Source organism: Arthrobacter sp. NPDC056493 (assembly GCF_042795115.1).
Lineage (GTDB): Bacteria > Actinomycetota > Actinomycetes > Actinomycetales > Micrococcaceae > Arthrobacter.
Window position 1 is genome coordinate 62,535 of sequence record NZ_JBHTSL010000013.1, and the last position, 17,103, is coordinate 79,637.

General features: G+C 66.8%; 14 protein-coding genes. 7 read left to right on the forward strand and 7 right to left on the reverse strand.

Annotation, left to right across the window (positions count from 1 at the left end):
* The first annotated feature begins 89 nt into the window (after positions 1-89).
* Both ACFQ50_RS08205 and ACFQ50_RS08210 read left to right on the forward strand, forming a co-directional pair.
* Complete coding sequence (locus tag ACFQ50_RS08205; RefSeq protein WP_307105708.1) at positions 90-548, forward strand: Lrp/AsnC family transcriptional regulator; 459 nt, start codon at positions 90-92, stop codon at positions 546-548.
* A 184-nt stretch (positions 549-732) separates the two neighbouring features.
* Positions 733-3,447, forward strand: a complete 2,715-nt coding sequence (locus ACFQ50_RS08210) for an FG-GAP-like repeat-containing protein (protein WP_377995028.1) — start codon at positions 733-735, stop codon at positions 3,445-3,447.
* Positions 3,448-3,584: 137 nt separating this feature from the next.
* Here ACFQ50_RS08210 and ACFQ50_RS08215 read toward each other — a convergent pair whose 3' ends face one another.
* On the reverse strand, positions 3,585-4,040 hold the full coding sequence (locus ACFQ50_RS08215) for an Lrp/AsnC family transcriptional regulator (RefSeq protein ID WP_307098179.1): 456 nt from the start codon (positions 4,038-4,040) through the stop codon (positions 3,585-3,587).
* A gap of 104 nt (positions 4,041-4,144) precedes the next feature.
* On the opposite strand from ACFQ50_RS08215, the gene ACFQ50_RS08220 reads away from it, so the two are divergent.
* The gene (locus tag ACFQ50_RS08220) at positions 4,145-4,792 is read left to right on the forward strand and encodes a LysE family translocator (RefSeq protein WP_377995029.1); all 648 of its coding nucleotides are present in this window, start codon (positions 4,145-4,147) and stop codon (positions 4,790-4,792) included.
* Positions 4,793-4,840: 48 nt separating this feature from the next.
* On the opposite strand, the gene ACFQ50_RS08225 is transcribed toward ACFQ50_RS08220, so the two are convergent.
* From ACFQ50_RS08225 to ACFQ50_RS08245, 5 genes are all read right to left on the reverse strand, one after another.
* Positions 4,841-5,200: a YybH family protein gene (locus ACFQ50_RS08225; protein ID WP_377995030.1), complete on the reverse strand. Its 360-nt coding sequence runs from the start codon at positions 5,198-5,200 to the stop codon at positions 4,841-4,843.
* A 59-nt stretch (positions 5,201-5,259) separates the two neighbouring features.
* A complete protein-coding gene (locus ACFQ50_RS08230; RefSeq protein ID WP_377995031.1) occupies positions 5,260-6,222 on the reverse strand; it encodes a hypothetical protein in 963 nt (320 codons plus the stop codon).
* A gap of 26 nt (positions 6,223-6,248) precedes the next feature.
* A complete protein-coding gene (locus ACFQ50_RS08235) occupies positions 6,249-6,752 on the reverse strand; it encodes a DUF456 domain-containing protein (protein WP_377995032.1) in 504 nt (167 codons plus the stop codon).
* 132 nt (positions 6,753-6,884) lie between these two features.
* Entirely contained in the window at positions 6,885-8,096 is a 1,212-nt protein-coding gene (locus ACFQ50_RS08240) for an NADP-dependent malic enzyme (protein WP_377995033.1), read from the reverse strand.
* 291 nt (positions 8,097-8,387) lie between these two features.
* Positions 8,388-8,951, reverse strand: a complete 564-nt coding sequence (locus ACFQ50_RS08245) for a TetR/AcrR family transcriptional regulator (protein WP_377995034.1) — start codon at positions 8,949-8,951, stop codon at positions 8,388-8,390.
* Positions 8,952-9,285: 334 nt separating this feature from the next.
* On the opposite strand from ACFQ50_RS08245, the gene ACFQ50_RS08250 reads away from it, so the two are divergent.
* Complete coding sequence (locus ACFQ50_RS08250; RefSeq protein WP_377995035.1) at positions 9,286-11,550, forward strand: hypothetical protein; 2,265 nt, start codon at positions 9,286-9,288, stop codon at positions 11,548-11,550.
* A gap of 20 nt (positions 11,551-11,570) precedes the next feature.
* On the opposite strand, the gene ACFQ50_RS08255 is transcribed toward ACFQ50_RS08250, so the two are convergent.
* Complete coding sequence (locus ACFQ50_RS08255; protein WP_377995036.1) at positions 11,571-12,872, reverse strand: MFS transporter; 1,302 nt, start codon at positions 12,870-12,872, stop codon at positions 11,571-11,573.
* Positions 12,873-12,961: 89 nt separating this feature from the next.
* Between ACFQ50_RS08255 and rraA the strand changes: the two genes are divergently transcribed.
* From rraA to ACFQ50_RS08270, 3 genes are all read left to right on the forward strand, one after another.
* Entirely contained in the window at positions 12,962-13,450 is a 489-nt protein-coding gene (rraA, locus tag ACFQ50_RS08260) for a ribonuclease E activity regulator RraA (RefSeq protein ID WP_377995037.1), read from the forward strand.
* A gap of 209 nt (positions 13,451-13,659) precedes the next feature.
* Positions 13,660-15,312, forward strand: coding sequence for an MDR family MFS transporter (locus tag ACFQ50_RS08265; protein ID WP_377995038.1), 1,653 nt, complete (start codon positions 13,660-13,662; stop codon positions 15,310-15,312).
* Positions 15,313-15,638: 326 nt separating this feature from the next.
* Positions 15,639-17,075, forward strand: a complete 1,437-nt coding sequence (locus ACFQ50_RS08270) for a sugar porter family MFS transporter (RefSeq protein ID WP_377995039.1) — start codon at positions 15,639-15,641, stop codon at positions 17,073-17,075.
* The last annotated feature ends 28 nt before the right edge of the window (positions 17,076-17,103 follow it).

The following is a 17,103-nucleotide window of genomic DNA, read 5'->3' on the forward strand; positions in this document are numbered from 1 at the left end:
AGAACACCTACAGTAGGCGCAATGGGCATGGCATAGCCTGGTCAATCTGATCAGTTGTGCCCCCGGAAACCGGACAGGAAGTGATCAGATTGCAGCAGCTCGACGCCACAGACCGGCGGATCCTCGCCGCCCTGGACGAGGATCCCCGGCTGCCCATCATGGTCCTGGCCCAGCGGCTGGGCCTGGCGCGCGGTACTGTACAGTCCCGCCTGGAGCGGATGACGGCGTCGGGCGCCCTCCGGCCCAACAGCAGCCGCGTGCTTCCCGCGGCCCTGGGCCGCGGCGTTGCCGCTGCTGTCAGCGCCGAACTGGACCAGAGCCATCTCAACGAGGCCATCGCCGCGCTGCGCGAGATCCCCGAGGTGCTGGAATGCCACGCCCCGGCCGGCGACACGGACCTGCTGATCCGGGTAGTCGCCACCAGCCCTGACGACCTGTACCGGGTTTCCGAGGAGATCCGGCTGTGCCCGGGAATCGTGCGGACGTCCACCAGCATGTTCCTCCGCGAGGTGATTCCCTACCGGACCACGGGCCTTCTAGAGCACTGATTCCGGCGGCCCGGAGCGCCGCTCCGATATTGCGCAAATCATTGGGGAAAACTGCGGATATCCCGGCGGCTGTCCTGCGGCGGCAACTGTAACCTGATTGCGCATCTGCAGCAGCGCTGGGCCGCAGCGGGTGCATTGTTCACTCAGGGTCTCCGCCGGGGGGTCGGTCTCAATAAGGAACTCAATGCGCTCTTTTTCCCGTTCAATCGCGTCCGTGACCGGCTTGCTGGTTTTGGCCGCGGGTCTCGTCTCGCTTCCCGCCACCGCCATGGCAGCCACGAATCCTGCCGGCAACGGCACGTCTCTGCCGGTCGAGTCCGGTTCGGAACGGGTGCACCACGGTTACGAATCCGCTCCGGGCGTTCCGGCGGACGGGCCGCCTGCCGGGCTGGCCCTCCAGACCGAGGCGGGTGGGACGGCCGCAGCGGCCCTCACAGTCAAGGTCGTCGTCGCCACGCTGGTGGACAACAAGGCCGTGGTTCCGATGGCCCAGGCCGAAGCAGCCGTGACCGCCTCCAGCAACTACTGGAAGGCGATGTCCGGCGGCCGGATTTCCATGACCGTGACCGAACGCGCCACGCTGGCGTCCAAGACGGCGAGGTCGACGGACTCCTACTACGACATGATCAACAAGATCACCACCGAGCTGAAGTGGACCTACGGCGCCAACAAGGGGCTGGTGATCTTCGTCCCCAGCGCCACGCTCTCCGGCGGCGCCCTCGGCGCCGGCTTCAGCAGCACCGGCAACAGCGGGCGGGTACTGATGCCGCAGATCAGCGGCTTCACCAACAGCGTGATCGCCCACGAGTTCGGGCACGTCCTCGGATCCATGCACGCCGACGCCCTGCAGTGCAGCAGCGGCATTTCGGACGTGGGAACCACGAGCACCGGGCAGTTCACCGATTCCTCCTGCTACATCCGGGAGTACGGCGACAGCACCGACATCATGGGCCTGTCGAGCTACAACATGCCGGTGATCAGTTCGCCGTTCTGGGATGCCAAGGGCCTGGGCGCAGCGACGGACATCCGCGACCTCGGCGTGGCATCGGGCGTGAAGAGCTACACGCTGAAGCCCTGGGGTGACACCAAGCTGGCCTACCGTGCGGTGAAGTTCACCGATCCCGTCAGCAAGGAGATCTACTACCTGGAACTCCGGCAGCCTGCCGGCTACGACGCGTACCTGGCCAGCGGACCTGCCGGCAACAGGGGCGTGAAGGTGGTCCAGCGGGGCGGCGCCACCCCCTCGTCCTCACTGGTGCTGATGCCGTCCACCATTCCGTTCACCGGGTCCTACGCCACCAACCACACCTGGCAGGCCGGCAGCACGTTCATCACGCATGCGGGAACCCGGGTCACGGTCAATGCCGTCACCGCCACCTCGGCCACCGTCACCATCGACGCCGACCTGGCCCTGCACACCAGGATCCAGTTCTCGGCCGGCGACTTCAACGGGGACGGGAAGGCGGACATGATCTCCCGCGAGGCAGACGGTTCGCTCCTGCTGCTCCCGGGACTGGGCGGCAACAAGCTTGGTACCGCCGTGAAGATCGGAACGGCCTGGAACAGCTTCAACATGGTCCTCGGCAACGGCGACTTCAACGGGGACGGGAAGACGGACCTCATTGCCCGGACGTCCAACGGAGCACTGTGGCTGTACCCGGGCAGCGGCACCGGCGGTTTCCTGGCCCGCACGCAGATCGGCTCCGGCTGGGAGGGTTTCAAGCGAATCATCGCGCCCGGTGACTTCAACGGCGACAAGCGCGCCGACCTGCTGGCCATGCGCGCCGACGGAACGCTGTGGCTGTACCCCGGCAACGGAACCGGCGGCTTCCTGGCGTCCACACAGGTGGGTTCCGGCTGGCAGGGTTTCACGGCCGTCACCGCAGCGGGCGGGCTCGCCACGGGCCCCGGCCTGCTCGCCCGCTCCAGCACCGGGACCGTCTACCTGTACCCGGGCAGCGGAACCGGAGGCTTCCTGGCGCGCCGCACGCTGGCCACAGGCTGGGCCAGCACGGAGCTGATCGCCGGCCAGGACTTTACCTCCGACGGGCTCACGGACATCCTGTCGGCCAGCACCAGCGGTGCCATCACCGCGTACGCGGGCAACGGCGTCGGCGGTTTCGCGACCAAGCTGAAGATCGGCGCCGGCTGGGCCGGCTTCAGCCAGGTCTGGGAAGCCGGCGATTACGACGGCGACGGCAAGCCCGACATCCTGGCCCGCACGGCCCAGGGCGTCCTGCGGCTCTACTCCGGCAACGGCTCGGGCGGGTTCCGCACATCCCGGCAGCTCGGCACCGGCTGGCAGGTCTTCGACCAGGTGGTCTCCGCCGGCAACTTCAACGGCGCTGGGGGCCCTGACCTCCTGGCCCGGAAGCCCGACGGCTCGCTCTGGCTCTACCCCACCAACGGAACGGGACTCTTCCAGGCACCGAAAAAGATCGGCACCGGCTGGCAGGCCTTCGCGCGGATCATCGCCCCCGGCGACTTCTCCGGCGACGGAAAGGCGGACATCATCGCCCAGGAGCCGGACGGCAAGCTGTGGCTCTACCCCGGCAACGGGACGGGCGCCTTCCTTGCCCGGAAGCAGGTCGGTTCCGGCTGGGCAGGCTTCAGCCAGGTGGTTGCCGGCAACGACTTCAACGGTGACGGAAAGGCCGACCTGATGGCCCGCGCGTCGGACGGCACGCTCTGGCTCTACCCCGGCAGCGGCGCCTCCGGTTTCCTGGCCCGCACGCAGCTCGGCACCGGCTGGAACGCCTTCACCACCTTCGCCAGTGTGGGACGCTTCGCCGGAACGGGCAATCCGAACGTCGTTTCCGTGTCGGCCGACGGAGCCCTCTGGCTCCACACCGGCACCGGGAAAGGCGCCTTCCAGAACGTCGTGCTGAACCCCCGCTGAGCACGGGAGACAGTCCAGCGCGAGCGGACACTTAAGGCCCCCGATCCACCCGGATCGGGGGCCTTAAGTGTTCGTTCGCGCTGTTGGTTAAGTTCGCGGTGTTGATCAAGGACGTACGACGGCGGGCGGCCGGCTGATCAGACGGGCGGGCCTGCGTTGGATTTCAGGTTCTTCATCACCAGGGTCGAAGTCAGCCGTTCGACGCCCGGAAGGACCGTCAGCTCGCTGTCGTAGAAACGCTGGTAGGAGGGCAGGTCCGCTGCGATTACCTTGAGCAGGTAGTCCGGGGACCCGAACAGCCGCTGTGCCTCCACGATGTTCGGGTTCTCCGCCACCCGGTTCTCGAAGATCTCCATGGTGGGGCGGTCCACCTGCCGGAGCGTCACGAACACAATCGCCTCAAAACCAAGCCCGACGGCGGCCGGGTCAATGTCCGCTTTGTAGCCGCGGATCACGCCGGACTGCTCGAGGTCGCGGAGCCTGCGATGGCAGGGGGCGACAGTGAGCCCCACCTTGGCGGCCAGCGCCGTGGCAGTCATTCTGCCGTCCTCTTTGAGATGGCGCAAAATGCTTCTGTCGATATGGTCAATCACGCAAAAATCTTACTCCGGCGACCGCGATCCGGGCGAAATTGGCGAGCACTTCTGGCTGCGTTTTGCCTAGGCTTTTCTTACAGCCCAACACGCAGGAGCCCCCCATGAATCCCCAGCTTTTCCTCGCCTTTATCGTGGTCGCAGCCGCCCTCGCCTGCACCCCGGGGGTGGACTGGGCCTACTCCATCACCGCGGGCCTGGGCCGCCGCAGTTTCGTGCCTGCCGTGGCGGGGCTGTGCAGCGGCTACGTGCTGCACACCGTCCTCATGGTGGCCGGGCTCGCCGCCGTGCTGGCGAGCATGCCGGGCCTGCTGGGCTGGATCACGGTAGCCGGCGCGGTCTACCTGCTGTGGCTGGGAACCGTCACCATCAGGTCATGGCGCGGCGCCAGCTTCACGGCTGCGGCCGCCGTCGGGAATGCGGGACAGAACCAGCTCAGGTCCTTCCTTCAGGGCATGGGGACCAGCGGCATCAACCCCAAGGGGCTGCTGTTCTTCCTGGCCCTGGTGCCGCAGTTCGTCAGTGCCGACGCGCCGCTGCCGGTGCCGGTGCAGTCCGGCCTGCTGGGCCTCACGTTCGTGCTGCTGGCGGCGCTCGTGTACACCTGCGTTGCCCTGCTCTCGCGGAGACTGCTGCAGTCCCGGCCGAACGCCGCCCGCAGGGTCACGCTGACCAGCGGAATCATTATGGTGCTCCTGGGTGCCGCCCTGCTCTCGGAACAGCTGCTTCCGGCCCTCAGCAGATTTGCCTAGGAGCCGGTTCGTAGAGGAGCCAGCCCGGAAGCCGGCCCCGCGGCAGGCTCAGACCTTGCGCTCCATGAACCACTCAGTGAAGCCCGACGCCCGCCCGCCGGGATCGAGCCGGACCACCCAGAGGTTCTCGTAGCTCAGGCGGTCATCAAGGTACGTGGTGCGGCCCTGCACGAACGCGAGGTCGCCGTCGGACCCCAGCAGGGACCATTCGAACCTCCAGTCCCCGGGCTGGTCCGCCGAGCCGATCCAGCGCTCCACGATCTGTGCCCGGCCGCGCCACGGGTCGGGGTCGTAGGGCCTCGTGGCGTACACGGCCTCCTCGGTGAAGAGCGCCCCGATGTCCTCGGGGTCGTTGGTGGTCCATGCTGCGATGTACCTGTCCATCCACTGCCTGATTGCGTCAGTCATGGGTCCGTTGTATCGCGGCCCTGTACTGCCCACAAGGGCCGGGCGCCCACAGGAGAGCCTCAGTCGCCGCCGAACTGCTTCCATTTCTGTTCCCACGCCCGGCGCGCCTCGATGTCCTTCCGGATGACGTCGAACGTTTCGAGCTCCGCCTGCCTGCCGCGCTGCCAGTCCCGCGGGTTGAGGGACTTCCGTCCGTTGTCCAGCAGGATCAGGGCACGGTCAGTCAGGGCGTCGTTGCGCAGGGACATGCTGGTCTTCTGCCGCCGCAGGACCTCCTTGAGCGCCTGCTGGGCCTGGCTGTAGGCGCCGAGCCGGCGGAGGGAGCGCGCCCGCACCAGGAGCAGTGCCGCGGAGAGGTCATCGGCGTTCAGCAGGCCTTCCGTCCAGACCACCACTTCCTGGTCCCGGCCCAGGGCGGCGGCCAGTGCGCATCTCGCCAGTGCGGTGGGCAACGACGGCGGCAGCCTGACCAGCGTTTCAAAAGCCGCCTCGGTCTGCCCCGTTTCCCGGAGCGAGTGGGAGAGGGCAAGGAACACCGACTCCTCGCTGAAGAGCACGGGCACCACGATCCGTTCGGCCACCTCCACCCGGGTGACCACCCGGGTCAGGTAACTGGCGGCGAACTGGTTCGCCTCGTCGTCGTTCCTGACGGAAAGCCCGCGCTGCAGCAGCTCCGCGGCCCGCAGGTAGCCGCCCTGCTTGTAGGCGAGGAGACCGGCCAGCACGCAACAGAGGCCGGCCCAGCCGGGATAGGCGCGGCCGGCGGCGATGAGCCCGTTGGGGTCGGTGTTGGAGAAGACGGCGTCGTAAACGGTCCTGGCAGCCTTGCCCGGCAGCAGCTTGAGCCGCGGGACGCTGCCGTCCACGCTGATCCGGGAGTCCCCGCCGCCGAGCATTCCGTGGATAAGCCCGCCCACGCCCTCGGCCATTTCGCGCACCGGGGTGCGGACCGTGCCGCCGCCGAAGGGGGTGAGGTCGCGCGTGTCGCGGTAGATCGGTCCTGAAAACTCCCCCGCGCTCATTCCTCCATGCTAATGGCGGCCCGGAATTAAGCCGAAGCGGCGCCCACCCACACGCCCACCACCCAGGTGCTGGCCGCGAGGCAGGCCAGGCCGAACTCCACGAGCATTCCCAGACCGGTGGCCTTCAGGGCCGCCCAACTGGAGGTCAGCGCTGCCCGGAAGTTGCGCGTGCGCTGGACTTCGCTGAGCAGCAGCCCGACGGCGAAGCCCACGAACAGGCCCACCACCGGAATGACGAACATGCCGGCGATGCCCAGCACAACCCCCAGAGCGACGCTCCGGTTTGGAATCCGGTGCTCCTTCAGTTTGCGGCCGGCGAGGACGGCGCTGGCCGCCATCCCTGCCAGCACAAACATCATGCCCACGGCAAAAACCACCCAGCCAGTCACGCCCTCGCCGCCCCAGATGGCCCACGCCAGCAGGCTCAGCCCGATCAGGAAGCTGCCCGGCAGGACGGGGATCACGGTGCCGGCAACGCCAACCAGGATGGCCAAGCCGCACAGAACGGTCACAAGGGTCTGGGCGTTCATGCCCCCAGTCTAGGATCCGGGCGGTCTGCGGCTGGAGTGCCGGTCCGGCGGTGCGGTCCACGGTGCGGACTTTGCCGGGAACGACGACGGCGGTGCCTCCCCAGCACGGGAGGCACCGCCGTCGGACTCCAGTTAGCCCTGGTTGGCTTCCGCGGCAACTGCCGCGGCAACCGCGGCAGTGACGGCCGGCGCAACGCGCGGGTCCAGCGGGCTGGGCACAATGTAGGACGCGGACAGCTTGTCATCGGCCAGCTCGGCAATGGCGCGGGCCGCGGCAACCTTCATCGCAGGGGTGATGCGGCGCGCCCCGGCGTCCAGAGCACCGCGGAAGATGCCGGGGAACGCCAGGACGTTGTTGATCTGGTTGGGGAAGTCGCTGCGGCCGGTGGCCACCACCGCGGCGTACTTGGACGCGACCTCGGGCAGGACTTCGGGGTCCGGGTTGGACAGTGCGAACACGATGGAGCTGTGGTTCATCAGCTTCAGGTGCTCCTCGTCCAGCTTGGAGGAGGACACCCCAACGAAGACGTCCGCGCCCAGGAGGGCTTCCCCGGGGCCGCCTGAGATGCCGCGCGGGTTGCTGCGCTGTGCCATCTGGGCCTTCTTGCTGGCGGGGTCGGCGGCGATGTCGGCACGCTCGGAGTTGATCACGCCGCGCGAATCAAGCAGCACCACGTCGTCGATGCCGGCGGTGAGGAGGATTTCCGCGATGGCGATGCCTGCGGCGCCTGCACCGGAGATCACCACGCGGAGTTCCTCGAGCCCGCGGCCGGTGACCTTGGCGGCACCGGTCAGCGCGGCGAGGACCACCACGGCGGTGCCGTGCTGGTCATCGTGCATAACGGGGCAGTCCAGGGCTTCAATGAGCTTTTCTTCCAGCTCGAAGCAGCGCGGGGCGGCGATGTCCTCGAGGTTGACGGCACCGAAGCTGGGGCGCAGCCGGACGAGGGTCTCCACGATCTCGTCCACGTCGGTGGTGTTAAGGACCAGCGGGATCGAGTCCAGCTCGCCGAAGGCCTTGAAGAGGGCGGACTTGCCCTCCATGACGGGCAGTGAGGCGCTGGCGCCAATGTTTCCCAGGCCAAGGACGGCGGTGCCGTCGCTGACGACGGCCACGAGGCGCTGCGCCCAGGTGTGGCTCTTGGCGAGTTCCGGGTCAGCGTGGATGGCCCGGCTGACCTGGGCAACGCCGGGTGTGTAGGCGATCGAGAGGTCGCGCTTGTTGTTCAGGGGAACGGTGCTGGCAATGGAAAGCTTGCCGCCCTCGTGGGCAGCGAAAATTTCCTGGTCGGTCAGCTCTGCGGCTGCGCTGGTGTCATTCGGAGCGATAGTTTCAGTGGACACGTCGTTGTCTCCTGTGGCTAGCCGTGGGCAAACGGCACAGTATGGCTCAAGCATTCGAGGCTCAAGATGGTCAGATACGCGCTTCAGCTGACGGCCCAAGGGTGGCGGGTCCCGTCAGAAAGCCCGTGGAGCTGCTGGGTGCTGGCCACTCCGCTGATGCCATGTTAGACAGGACAAAGGCCCACTTAATGCCACTTGGGGCCCGCTGGTCCGGATAGCGCGCGTTTAAAGCTGATTTGTGGGTTATTTCACCGTTTGTGCGGCTTTTATTACTCGACTGGTCTAGACCGGTTACGCGGTATTCCGCGCGAGACGGGCTGCCGGCATCAGCAGGGTACACGCCTTCTTCAGGTCTTCCTCCGCCTCAAACAGCGAAAGCCTGCGGCAGCGCACCGACTGGACTAGACCGGTGACGGTCAGCAACACAACCCGGGCCACGGCCGCGTCCCCGCACACGGCGGTGACGGCGCGTTCCGCCAGGGAGTCGATATCCCGCAGCAGGCCTGTGGTGTCCCGGTCCTTGAGGTAAACGCCCTGGCTGAGGCACTGTTCCACGGCGGGCTGCATGACGCGCATGTGGAAGATTTCCATCGCCACACCGGAGAGTGCATGGATACGGACGGCGCCCGGCCCGGTCCCTGTTTTGAACTCGCCGAGCTGGTGCCGGTAGAGGGCAAGCATCAGGTGGGTGGCGGAGGGAAAGTAACGGTAAAGAGTGCCGAGGGGGACATTGGCCTGTGCCGCTACCTCGGAAAGGGTGACGGACTTGAGGCCCTTCCGCGCGAAGCCGGCAGCCACCTCCAGAATCCGGTTGTAGCGGCGCTGCTGCCGGGGAAGGGTAGGCGGGGCGGCCATGGGCGGAAGATCAGGCATTAAGTCAAGCATCATCAGTCCGGAGGTTGAGATTCCTGGTGCAGTCAGGAAAGAGCCCCATTCCCGGTCCTGCCGCGATTCGCACTCCAGTATATGGCACCGATCCCGGGTGCTTCCTGAGAGCGGGTGCCGGCGCCGGCTGGGTTCCCCTGAGAGCCCAGCATGCTGCAGGGTGCCATGCAAAGGGTGCGGAGCCGGAAAATCCCGAAATGTCGCTACCGCGGAGTAGTCTCATCTCACTGGTCTTGTCCGGCCGTTTCGGTTCGGGCCGTTTTCTGGTCAATTGGGGGAAATTTTGGGGTCTCTTGCTGCTGTCATGTCTCCGGCCTGCGCGCGAGTTTGCGCGGACGCGGGCGCGACGTTCCGCCGGGGCCTGGGGTTCCTTGTCGCGTTTGCCATGGTGGCGCTCCTGCTGGTTCCAGCGTCGCCTGCCGTGGCCGCTGACGAGCCTGCCCTGCTGTCCTTCGAGCGGACATCGCCGGCGGTGCTCGAGGCCGGCGGCACGGTCAGTTTCAGCTTCACCACGTCGGTGCCGGTTAAGGGCATTCAGGTCGAACTGAAAGACCTGGCCGGCAGGGAGTACGCCAGATGGTTGGGTTCTGAGGGCGTCCTTTCCGGAGCGGTGACGCTGGTGGCGGCCGCCGACGCGTGGCCCAGCGGGCAAGTGCAAGTCAGCGCTATCGGCCTTGACCTCGTTTCCGGGATCGACCAGTGGTACTACCGCGACGGCAGGACCGTCCCGGCGGGCCTGACTCTTGCGCCTTCGTTCGGTTCCCTGGCCCGGCGGGACTTTGAGATCGCGAATCCGCAGCTCATATTCGAGGATCCCCGGCTGACACATCTGGGTATGGCAACGGAGGGGCCTCTCACACCGGGGCAGACCGCGAGCGTGAACTTTTCATTGGCCCAGGGCGCCAAGGAAGTGCTGTTTGTGTACGCGAGCTCCGTGGACACCTCCCAGCAGGTGTTGACCTGGCAGGGAACGGCGTCCCGCGGTCCCCTCAGCGACACCGCCTCAGCCCCGGTCACGCAGGCCTGGACGCCCGGGGGATATGAAATCGACTACGTGCGGGTGATCTACCTCGGGGGCCGCGGAGTCACCCACTACTTCCGCGACGGCAAAATTTCGCGGATTCCTGCGACTGTGCCGGTACCGTCAGCGGCACTCGCGTCTCTCACCGGCGGCAACTTCATTGTCAGCAATCCGGCGAAGGCCCTCAAGGCCATGCACAACACCGCTCCGCCCAAGGTCACCGGACCTACCACGACAGATACCCGTCTGTCTGCCGAACCGGGGATTTGGGACGCTGACACTCCCGAAAGCTTCACATACCAGTGGCTGCGCAACGGAATCGCCGTTCCGGGAGCCACGTACAGCGATTACAACTACAACAGTTCTGTCGACGGCGGTACGAAGATGTCGGTGCGGGTCACAGTCAGGGCCCCTGGCTACCAGCCTGCAACAGCAACCAGCGCCGCCGTCGGTCCCCTGCCGCGCTACATCGAAGCACAGCCGCCGGAAGTCGTCGGGGATTCTTCTGTCGGAGGCACGGTGCGCGTTGTTCCCGGCTATTCACGTGTCATTCCCGCTGGCGGCAGCCCCTCATACTCCTACGTTTGGAAGCGCAACGGCGCCGCAATCCCGGGCGCGACCCGGGGAAGCTACGTCCTCGTGGCGGCGGACAAAGGCAAAACCATTACCGTCGACCTGACCGTGGCCTACGATCCCCTCAGCAAAATCAAGGTGACCGGAAAGCTGCGCACTGTCGTCGCCAACAAGCCGAAGGCTCGCGGGTTCAACGCGGACGGCACCACGGACTTCTTCGTCCGGGACACCGCCGGCAACCTGTATCTCTACCCAACCAACGGCAAGGGCAACTGGCTGCCGCGGCAGAAGGTCGGCGTCGGCTGGAGCGGGTTCGACAAGCTGATGGCCACCGGTGACTTCAACGGTGAGCTCAACAATGACGTGATGGCCCGCGACCGGTCCGGGCGGCTGTTCCTGTACCCCGGGAACGGAAAGGGCGGCTGGCTCAAGAAGGTCCAGATCGGTGTCGGCTGGGGAGGATTCAAGGACATCATCGCGCCGGGCGACTTCACCGGCGACGGCAACAACGACATCATCGCGCGTGATGCATCCAACCGGATCTGGCTTTACCCGGGCAACGGCCGCGGCGGCTTTCTGGCCAAGTCGGTCATCGACACGGGCTGGGGTGAGATGAGTCCGATCGCAGCCTCCGCCAAGTTCTCGGGTACCAACGAGGTTGACATCATCGGACGCGACAGCTTCGGTTACCTGCGGCTCTTCCCCGGCAACGGCAAGGGGCAGTTCGCCCTCGACGCGCCGGCCTTTCACTTCCAGATCGGGCAGGGCTGGGGCGGCGTACGCCGGTTCGATGCCGCCGGAGATTTCAACGGCGACGGCGACGAGGACATCTGGGGAATCAATGGCGCCGGGGCCCTCACCATGTACTACGGCAACGGACGATATGTTTCCACGCATGGCCTGGACCACAGCTCAGGATTCAAGGGGAAGGCGGTCGTCGGCACCGGGTGGGGTGTCTTCACGGCCGTGTTCTAGACGGCCCGGGTGGGTTGGGACTAGTCGACGCCCTTGATCTTCACCACGAACACAGCTCCCAGAAGGCCGATCACGGCGGCGGCTACGTAGAGGGACACGTAGCCGCCCCAGAGGGTGACGAACGGCCACGCCAGCACGGGGGCGATCACCTGCGGCAGGGAGTTGGCGATGTTGATGACGCCAAGATCCTTGCCCCTGTCGGAAGCGTTGGGGAGCACCTGGGTAATGAGGGCGAAGTCAACGGCGAGGTAGGCGCCGAACCCGATGCCCAGAACGCTGGCTCCCACGATGCCGCCCACCCAGGTGGGGGCGAAGGCGAGGATCAGCGAGGCCAGCGCGATGATTGCGGACGATGCGATCACCAGCGGCTTGCGTTTGCCCATCCTGTCACTGAGCCTGCCGCCCACCACGCTGGTGATGATCACGAATACAGCGTAGAGACCGGTCAGCACCAGCACGCCGAAGGCGGGTTCGAGGCCGGTGGTCTCCTTCAGGTGCACTGCGTCTGCCAGAAAGAAGATCAGGTACAGGGTGACCATGTGGTTGCCGATATTGACCAGCAGCCGGGTGATCCAGGCCCAGGCGAAGTCGGGGTGCCTAAGCGGCCTGATGAACCCAAGCAGGAAGCCGGCCCAGCTCATCGGCCGGGCAGTCCCGGCCGGGAGGGGGTCGTCGTCACTCTTGGCCAGGTACATCACGACCCCCGCCACGAGGGCCGCCGCACAGAGAATGTAACCCAGCACGAAGTTTCCGCTGACGACGGCGGCAATCACCGCGCCGGCGAGGATCCCGGCGGTCTGCCCCATCGCCGCCAGGCCGCCAACGGTAGCGCGCTGGGGGACGGGAACACGGTCGGGAACGGCAGCGGTGATCGCGGCGTAGGCGCCGTTGCAGCCGGCCTGGACCAGGCACCAAAGCAACGTCATCACTGCGACGTTCGGGGCGCCCGCCAGCCCCACCAGCCCGGCCGCGCCAAGGACGGCGCCGGCCAGCACCCATGGCACGCGCCGGCCGAACCGGGACGCCGTGCGGTCGCTGAAGGCGCCAAAGAGCGGGTTGGCCACCAGCGACACCGCGGCACCGGCACCCGTGACGAGGGCGAGGATGGCTTCCTTCTGTCCGGGGTCGAAATGTTCCGCCTGCTGTGCGAGGAGCACCTGGATGGGGCCGAAAAACGCGGCATTGATGCCGAGGTTGACCAGCACCACGCCCGTGATCCAGAGGGACCTGACCCGCGCCGTCGGTTCAGCGAGCGCGGCGGACTGCCGGGTGCCCGCCAGGCCGGGGTCGGGTACCGCGCCGGGTATGTCGGACAGGCTCATAGCGGTCTCCCCCTGGAACATCGTGATGATGGAATCAGACTATCGTGGGAGCCAAGAGCCGGACCCGATTCCAGAGCCGAGGAGAACCAATGACCGCTTCGCCTGCCAATGCCGCCGTCAACACCGCCGACCTCTACGACGAGCGCGGCGACGAGCTGGACTCCATCGCCCTCCAGTTCCAGTCCCTGGGCGGCCGCACGCATTTCAGCGGCCCGGTCCGGACCGTTCGCTGCCTGGAGGACAACGCCCTCGTCAAGGCCGTCCTCGCCACACCCGGCAACGGCGCCGTCCTGGTCGTCGACGGCGCCGGCTCGTTGCGGACCGCGCTGATGGGGGACCTGATCGCGGCGAGCGCCGTGGCAAACGGCTGGGCCGGCGTCGTAATTAACGGCGCCATCCGCGACCGCGAGGCCATCGCGGAACTGCCCCTCGGCGTCAAAGCCCTGGGCAGCAATCCGCGCAAGAGCGCCAAGACCGGGGCGGGAGAGACTGACGTGGACCTGCTGATCGACGGCGTGACCATCCGCACCGGTGCCACGATCTGGTGCGACCCGGACGGAATCCTCATCGAGCGCTGAAGAACGCGCGGCGAAGCGTGAGATCTCGGCGCTTCGGTGCAATCTAAGCGCCGAGATCGCACCCCTCGGTCCACGCTTGCCCACCAAACCGGCCGGCACGAGGCAGCCGCAAAAAGATTCCGTTGCTCCGGGGAACAAAGCAGCAAGTAACATAGTTACTGAAAGCAACTATCAAATGCGATCCCCTTTCTCTTGACCCTGGAGCAGCCATGTCCAAAACCACCGCAGGACCCGCGCCCGGAGAGGCCCTGACGCAGCGGCAGACCATCACCGTCATGGTGGGGCTGATGCTCGGCATGTTCCTGTCCTCGCTGGACCAGACCATCGTTTCCACCTCCATCTACACCATCGCCAACGACCTCGACGGGCTGTCCCTGCAGGCGTGGGCCACCACCGCGTACCTCATTACGTCCACCGTCACCACGCCGCTGTACGGCAAGCTCAGCGACATCTTCGGCCGCCGCCCGCTCTACCTCGCGGCGATCATCATCTTCCTGGCCGGCTCACTGTATGCCGGCTCGGTGCACTCGATGACGGAACTGGCCATCGCCCGCGGCATCCAGGGCATGGGCGCCGGCGGCCTGCTGGCACTGGCGCTGACCATCATCGGCGACATCGTCCCGCTCAAGGACCGGGCCAAGTTCCAGGGCTACTTCATGTCCGTGTTCGGCATCTCCTCGGTGCTGGGCCCTGTGGTGGGCGGCGCCTTCGCCGGTTCGGAGAGCATCCTCGGCTTCGACGGCTGGCGCTGGGTCTTCTTCATCAACCTGCCCATCGGGCTGGCCGCGCTGGCCGTGGTGTTCCTCTACCTCCACCTGCCCGCCAAGCACGTCAAGCAGCGGATCGACTACTGGGGCGCGGCCGCCATCACCCTGGCGATCGTGCCGCTCCTGCTCGTCGCCGAACAGGGCCGCAGCTGGGGCTGGACCTCGGCTAACTCCTTCATCTGCTACGGCCTGGGCGTCCTTGGCATCGTTGCCTTCCTGCTGGCCGAACGCCGCGCCGGCGACTACGCGCTCATCCCGCTGCGCCTCTTCCGGAACGTCACCTTCGGGCTGTCCTCGCTGCTGAACTTCATCATCGGCATCGGCATGTTCGGCGCAATCGCCATGCTGCCCATGTACCTGCAGCTGGTCAAGGGCCTCACCCCCACCGAAGCCGGCCTGATGATGATCACGTTCACCATCGGCATCCTGACCGGTTCCATTACCGCCGGACGCACCATCTCGTCGTCGGGCACCTTCCGGATCTTCCCGATCCTCGGCACGGCCATCCTGACCACCGCCGCCATCGTCATGGGGCTGTCGCTTGGCGCCGACACCGAACTCTGGGTCCCCGGACTCATCGCGGTCTTCTTCGGCCTGGGCCTGGGCTTCTGCATGCAGCCGCTCACCCTCGCGATGCAGGTCTCGGTGCCCTCGAAGGACATGGGCGTGGGCACCTCCACTGCCGCGTTCTTCCGCTCCATGGGCGGCGCGGTGGGCACTGCGGTGTTCATCTCCATGCTCTTCAGCCTGGCCGCGGACAAGATCGCCAACGGCATGAAGGACGCCATGCAGAGCGCCGACTACGTCAAGGTCCTCCAGGACCCGGCCGTCGCTGCCGATCCCGCCAACGCCAAGCTCTACGACTTCTTCAAGAACGGCGCCAGCAACGACTCCCTGAACGACACCAGCTGGCTGCACTCGGCGAACCCGGTGCTCACCCGGCCCATCACCGAGGGATTTGCCCAGTCGATCGACGCTGTCATGCTCACCGCGGCCGTCCTCACCGGCATCGCCTTCCTGATCAGCTTCGCGCTGCCGAAGAAGAAACTGACGGACCCCAAGGCAGTCATGAAGGAGCCCGCGGCTGCCCACTAAGGGATTCCCCGCAGCTGCGTCACGGCAGGCACCCTTTCGGGGTGCCTGCCGTTTTGTTTCGGCGGATGTCCGGGCTTTCTGTGCCCCGGGAGGACCAAAAAGCGGCGCCCCGTGACGGCGCTTTCCGTACAACTCCCGCCTGGGGCGCCCCAACGGACGGACGACGACGGCGGGACCGCCCGCCGTCGTCGTCCTCCGTCCCGGAGTGGATCAGCGGGCGGTGACGTGGCACACTGTTAGGCGCGTGTGCGCCGGCCGACAGGGCCGGTTTCCGCAGCCGACGACGTTTGCACCGCATCCACCCACCCCCGAACCAAGGGAGAACCATGTCCACCGACAAGCAGACAACCGCGAAGATCCCCAAGCGGGTGATCTGGCTGGCGCTTGCCGGCGCCGTGGGCGGCTTCCTGTTCGGCTTCGACTCCTCCGTGGTCAACGGCGCCGTGGATGCCATGAAGGACGAATTCAAGCTTGGTGAGGCCGTCACCGGCTTCGCTGTGGCCGTGGCACTGCTGGGGTGCGCCGCCGGCGCCTACCTGGCCGGCAAGGTGGCGGACCGCTACGGCCGCATCCCGGCGATGAAGCTGGGGGCGCTGCTGTTCCTCATCAGCGCGATCGGCACCGGCTTCTGCTTCAGCGTCTGGGACCTCATTTTCTGGCGCCTGGTGGGCGGGCTCGGCATCGGCCTGGCCTCGGTGATTGCGCCGGCCTACATCTCTGAAATCTCGCCACGCCACGTCCGCGGCCGGCTCGCGTCGCTGCAGCAGCTGGCCATCACCACGGGTATCTTCGCCGCCCTGCTCTCCGACGCCCTGTTCGCCACGTCTGCCGGCGGTGCGCACCAGGCATTCTGGCTGGGCATCGAGGCCTGGCGCTGGATGTTCCTGGCCGCCGCCGTTCCGGCCGTGCTGTACGGCGTCATCGCTTTCACGCTGCCCGAGTCCCCGCGCTTCCTGGTGGTCCAGGGCAAGGAGGACCTGGCCCGGAAGGTCTTCGACTCCATCGCCCCGGATGAGGACACCGACCGCCACCTGCGCGAGATCCGCGAGGCGATCGAAGAGGACCAGCTCGCCGGCCGGAAGGGCTCCCTCCGCGGCAAGGCCTTCGGGCTGCAGGCTGTGGTGTGGATCGGCATCACCCTGTCCGTGCTGCAGCAGTTCGTGGGCATCAACGTGATCTTCTACTACTCCACCACACTCTGGAAGGCCGTGGGCTTCCAGGAGAAGGACTCGCTGACCATCTCGGTGGCCACGTCCATTACCAACATCCTGGTCACGCTCGTGGCCATCGCCCTCGTGGACAGGATCGGCCGCCGCCCCATCCTGCTGGCCGGCTCCATCGGCATGGCCGTTTCCCTCGGCGCCATGGCCCTGGCCTTCGCCTCGGCCACGGGCACCGGCTCCGACATCGCGCTGCCGGGCGCCTGGGGCCCCGTCGCCCTGGTAGCCGCGAACGTGTTCGTGATCAGCTTCGGCGCATCCTGGGGACCGCTGGTGTGGGTGCTGCTGGGCGAGATCTTCCCGGCGCGGATCCGCGCCCGCGCCCTGGGCCTGTCCGCCGCGGCCCAGTGGATCGCCAACTTCGCCATCACGCTGAGTTTCCCCGTGATGGCCGCAGGCTCGCTGCCGCTGACGTACGCCATGTACGCACTCTTCGCGGCAGCTTCATTCTTCTTCGTCTTGTACAAGGTGCCGGAGACGAATGGCATGTCGCTGGAACAGGCTGAGACCCTGTTTGTTCCGAAGGGGTCCGTGAAGGTCTGATTCCCGGCCCTGCTCCGCGCGGCTACCT

Bases quoted from the DNA above. Each gene is read 5' to 3' on its own strand.
- ACFQ50_RS08210 (WP_377995028.1), top strand. From the start codon at position 733: ATGCGCTCTTTTTCCCGTTCAATCGCGTCCGTGACCGGCTTGCTGGTT.
- ACFQ50_RS08220 (WP_377995029.1), top strand. From the start codon at position 4,145: ATGAATCCCCAGCTTTTCCTCGCCTTTATCGTGGTCGCAGCCGCCCTC.
- ACFQ50_RS08225 (WP_377995030.1), bottom strand. From the start codon at position 5,200: ATGACTGACGCAATCAGGCAGTGGATGGACAGGTACATCGCAGCATGG.
- ACFQ50_RS08230 (WP_377995031.1), bottom strand. From the start codon at position 6,222: ATGAGCGCGGGGGAGTTTTCAGGACCGATCTACCGCGACACGCGCGAC.
- ACFQ50_RS08235 (WP_377995032.1), bottom strand. From the start codon at position 6,752: ATGAACGCCCAGACCCTTGTGACCGTTCTGTGCGGCTTGGCCATCCTG.
- ACFQ50_RS08245 (WP_377995034.1), bottom strand. From the start codon at position 8,951: ATGGCCGCCCCGCCTACCCTTCCCCGGCAGCAGCGCCGCTACAACCGG.
- ACFQ50_RS08250 (WP_377995035.1), top strand. From the start codon at position 9,286: ATGTCTCCGGCCTGCGCGCGAGTTTGCGCGGACGCGGGCGCGACGTTC.
- ACFQ50_RS08255 (WP_377995036.1), bottom strand. From the start codon at position 12,872: ATGAGCCTGTCCGACATACCCGGCGCGGTACCCGACCCCGGCCTGGCG.
- rraA (WP_377995037.1), top strand. From the start codon at position 12,962: ATGACCGCTTCGCCTGCCAATGCCGCCGTCAACACCGCCGACCTCTAC.
- ACFQ50_RS08265 (WP_377995038.1), top strand. From the start codon at position 13,660: ATGTCCAAAACCACCGCAGGACCCGCGCCCGGAGAGGCCCTGACGCAG.
- ACFQ50_RS08270 (WP_377995039.1), top strand. From the start codon at position 15,639: ATGTCCACCGACAAGCAGACAACCGCGAAGATCCCCAAGCGGGTGATC.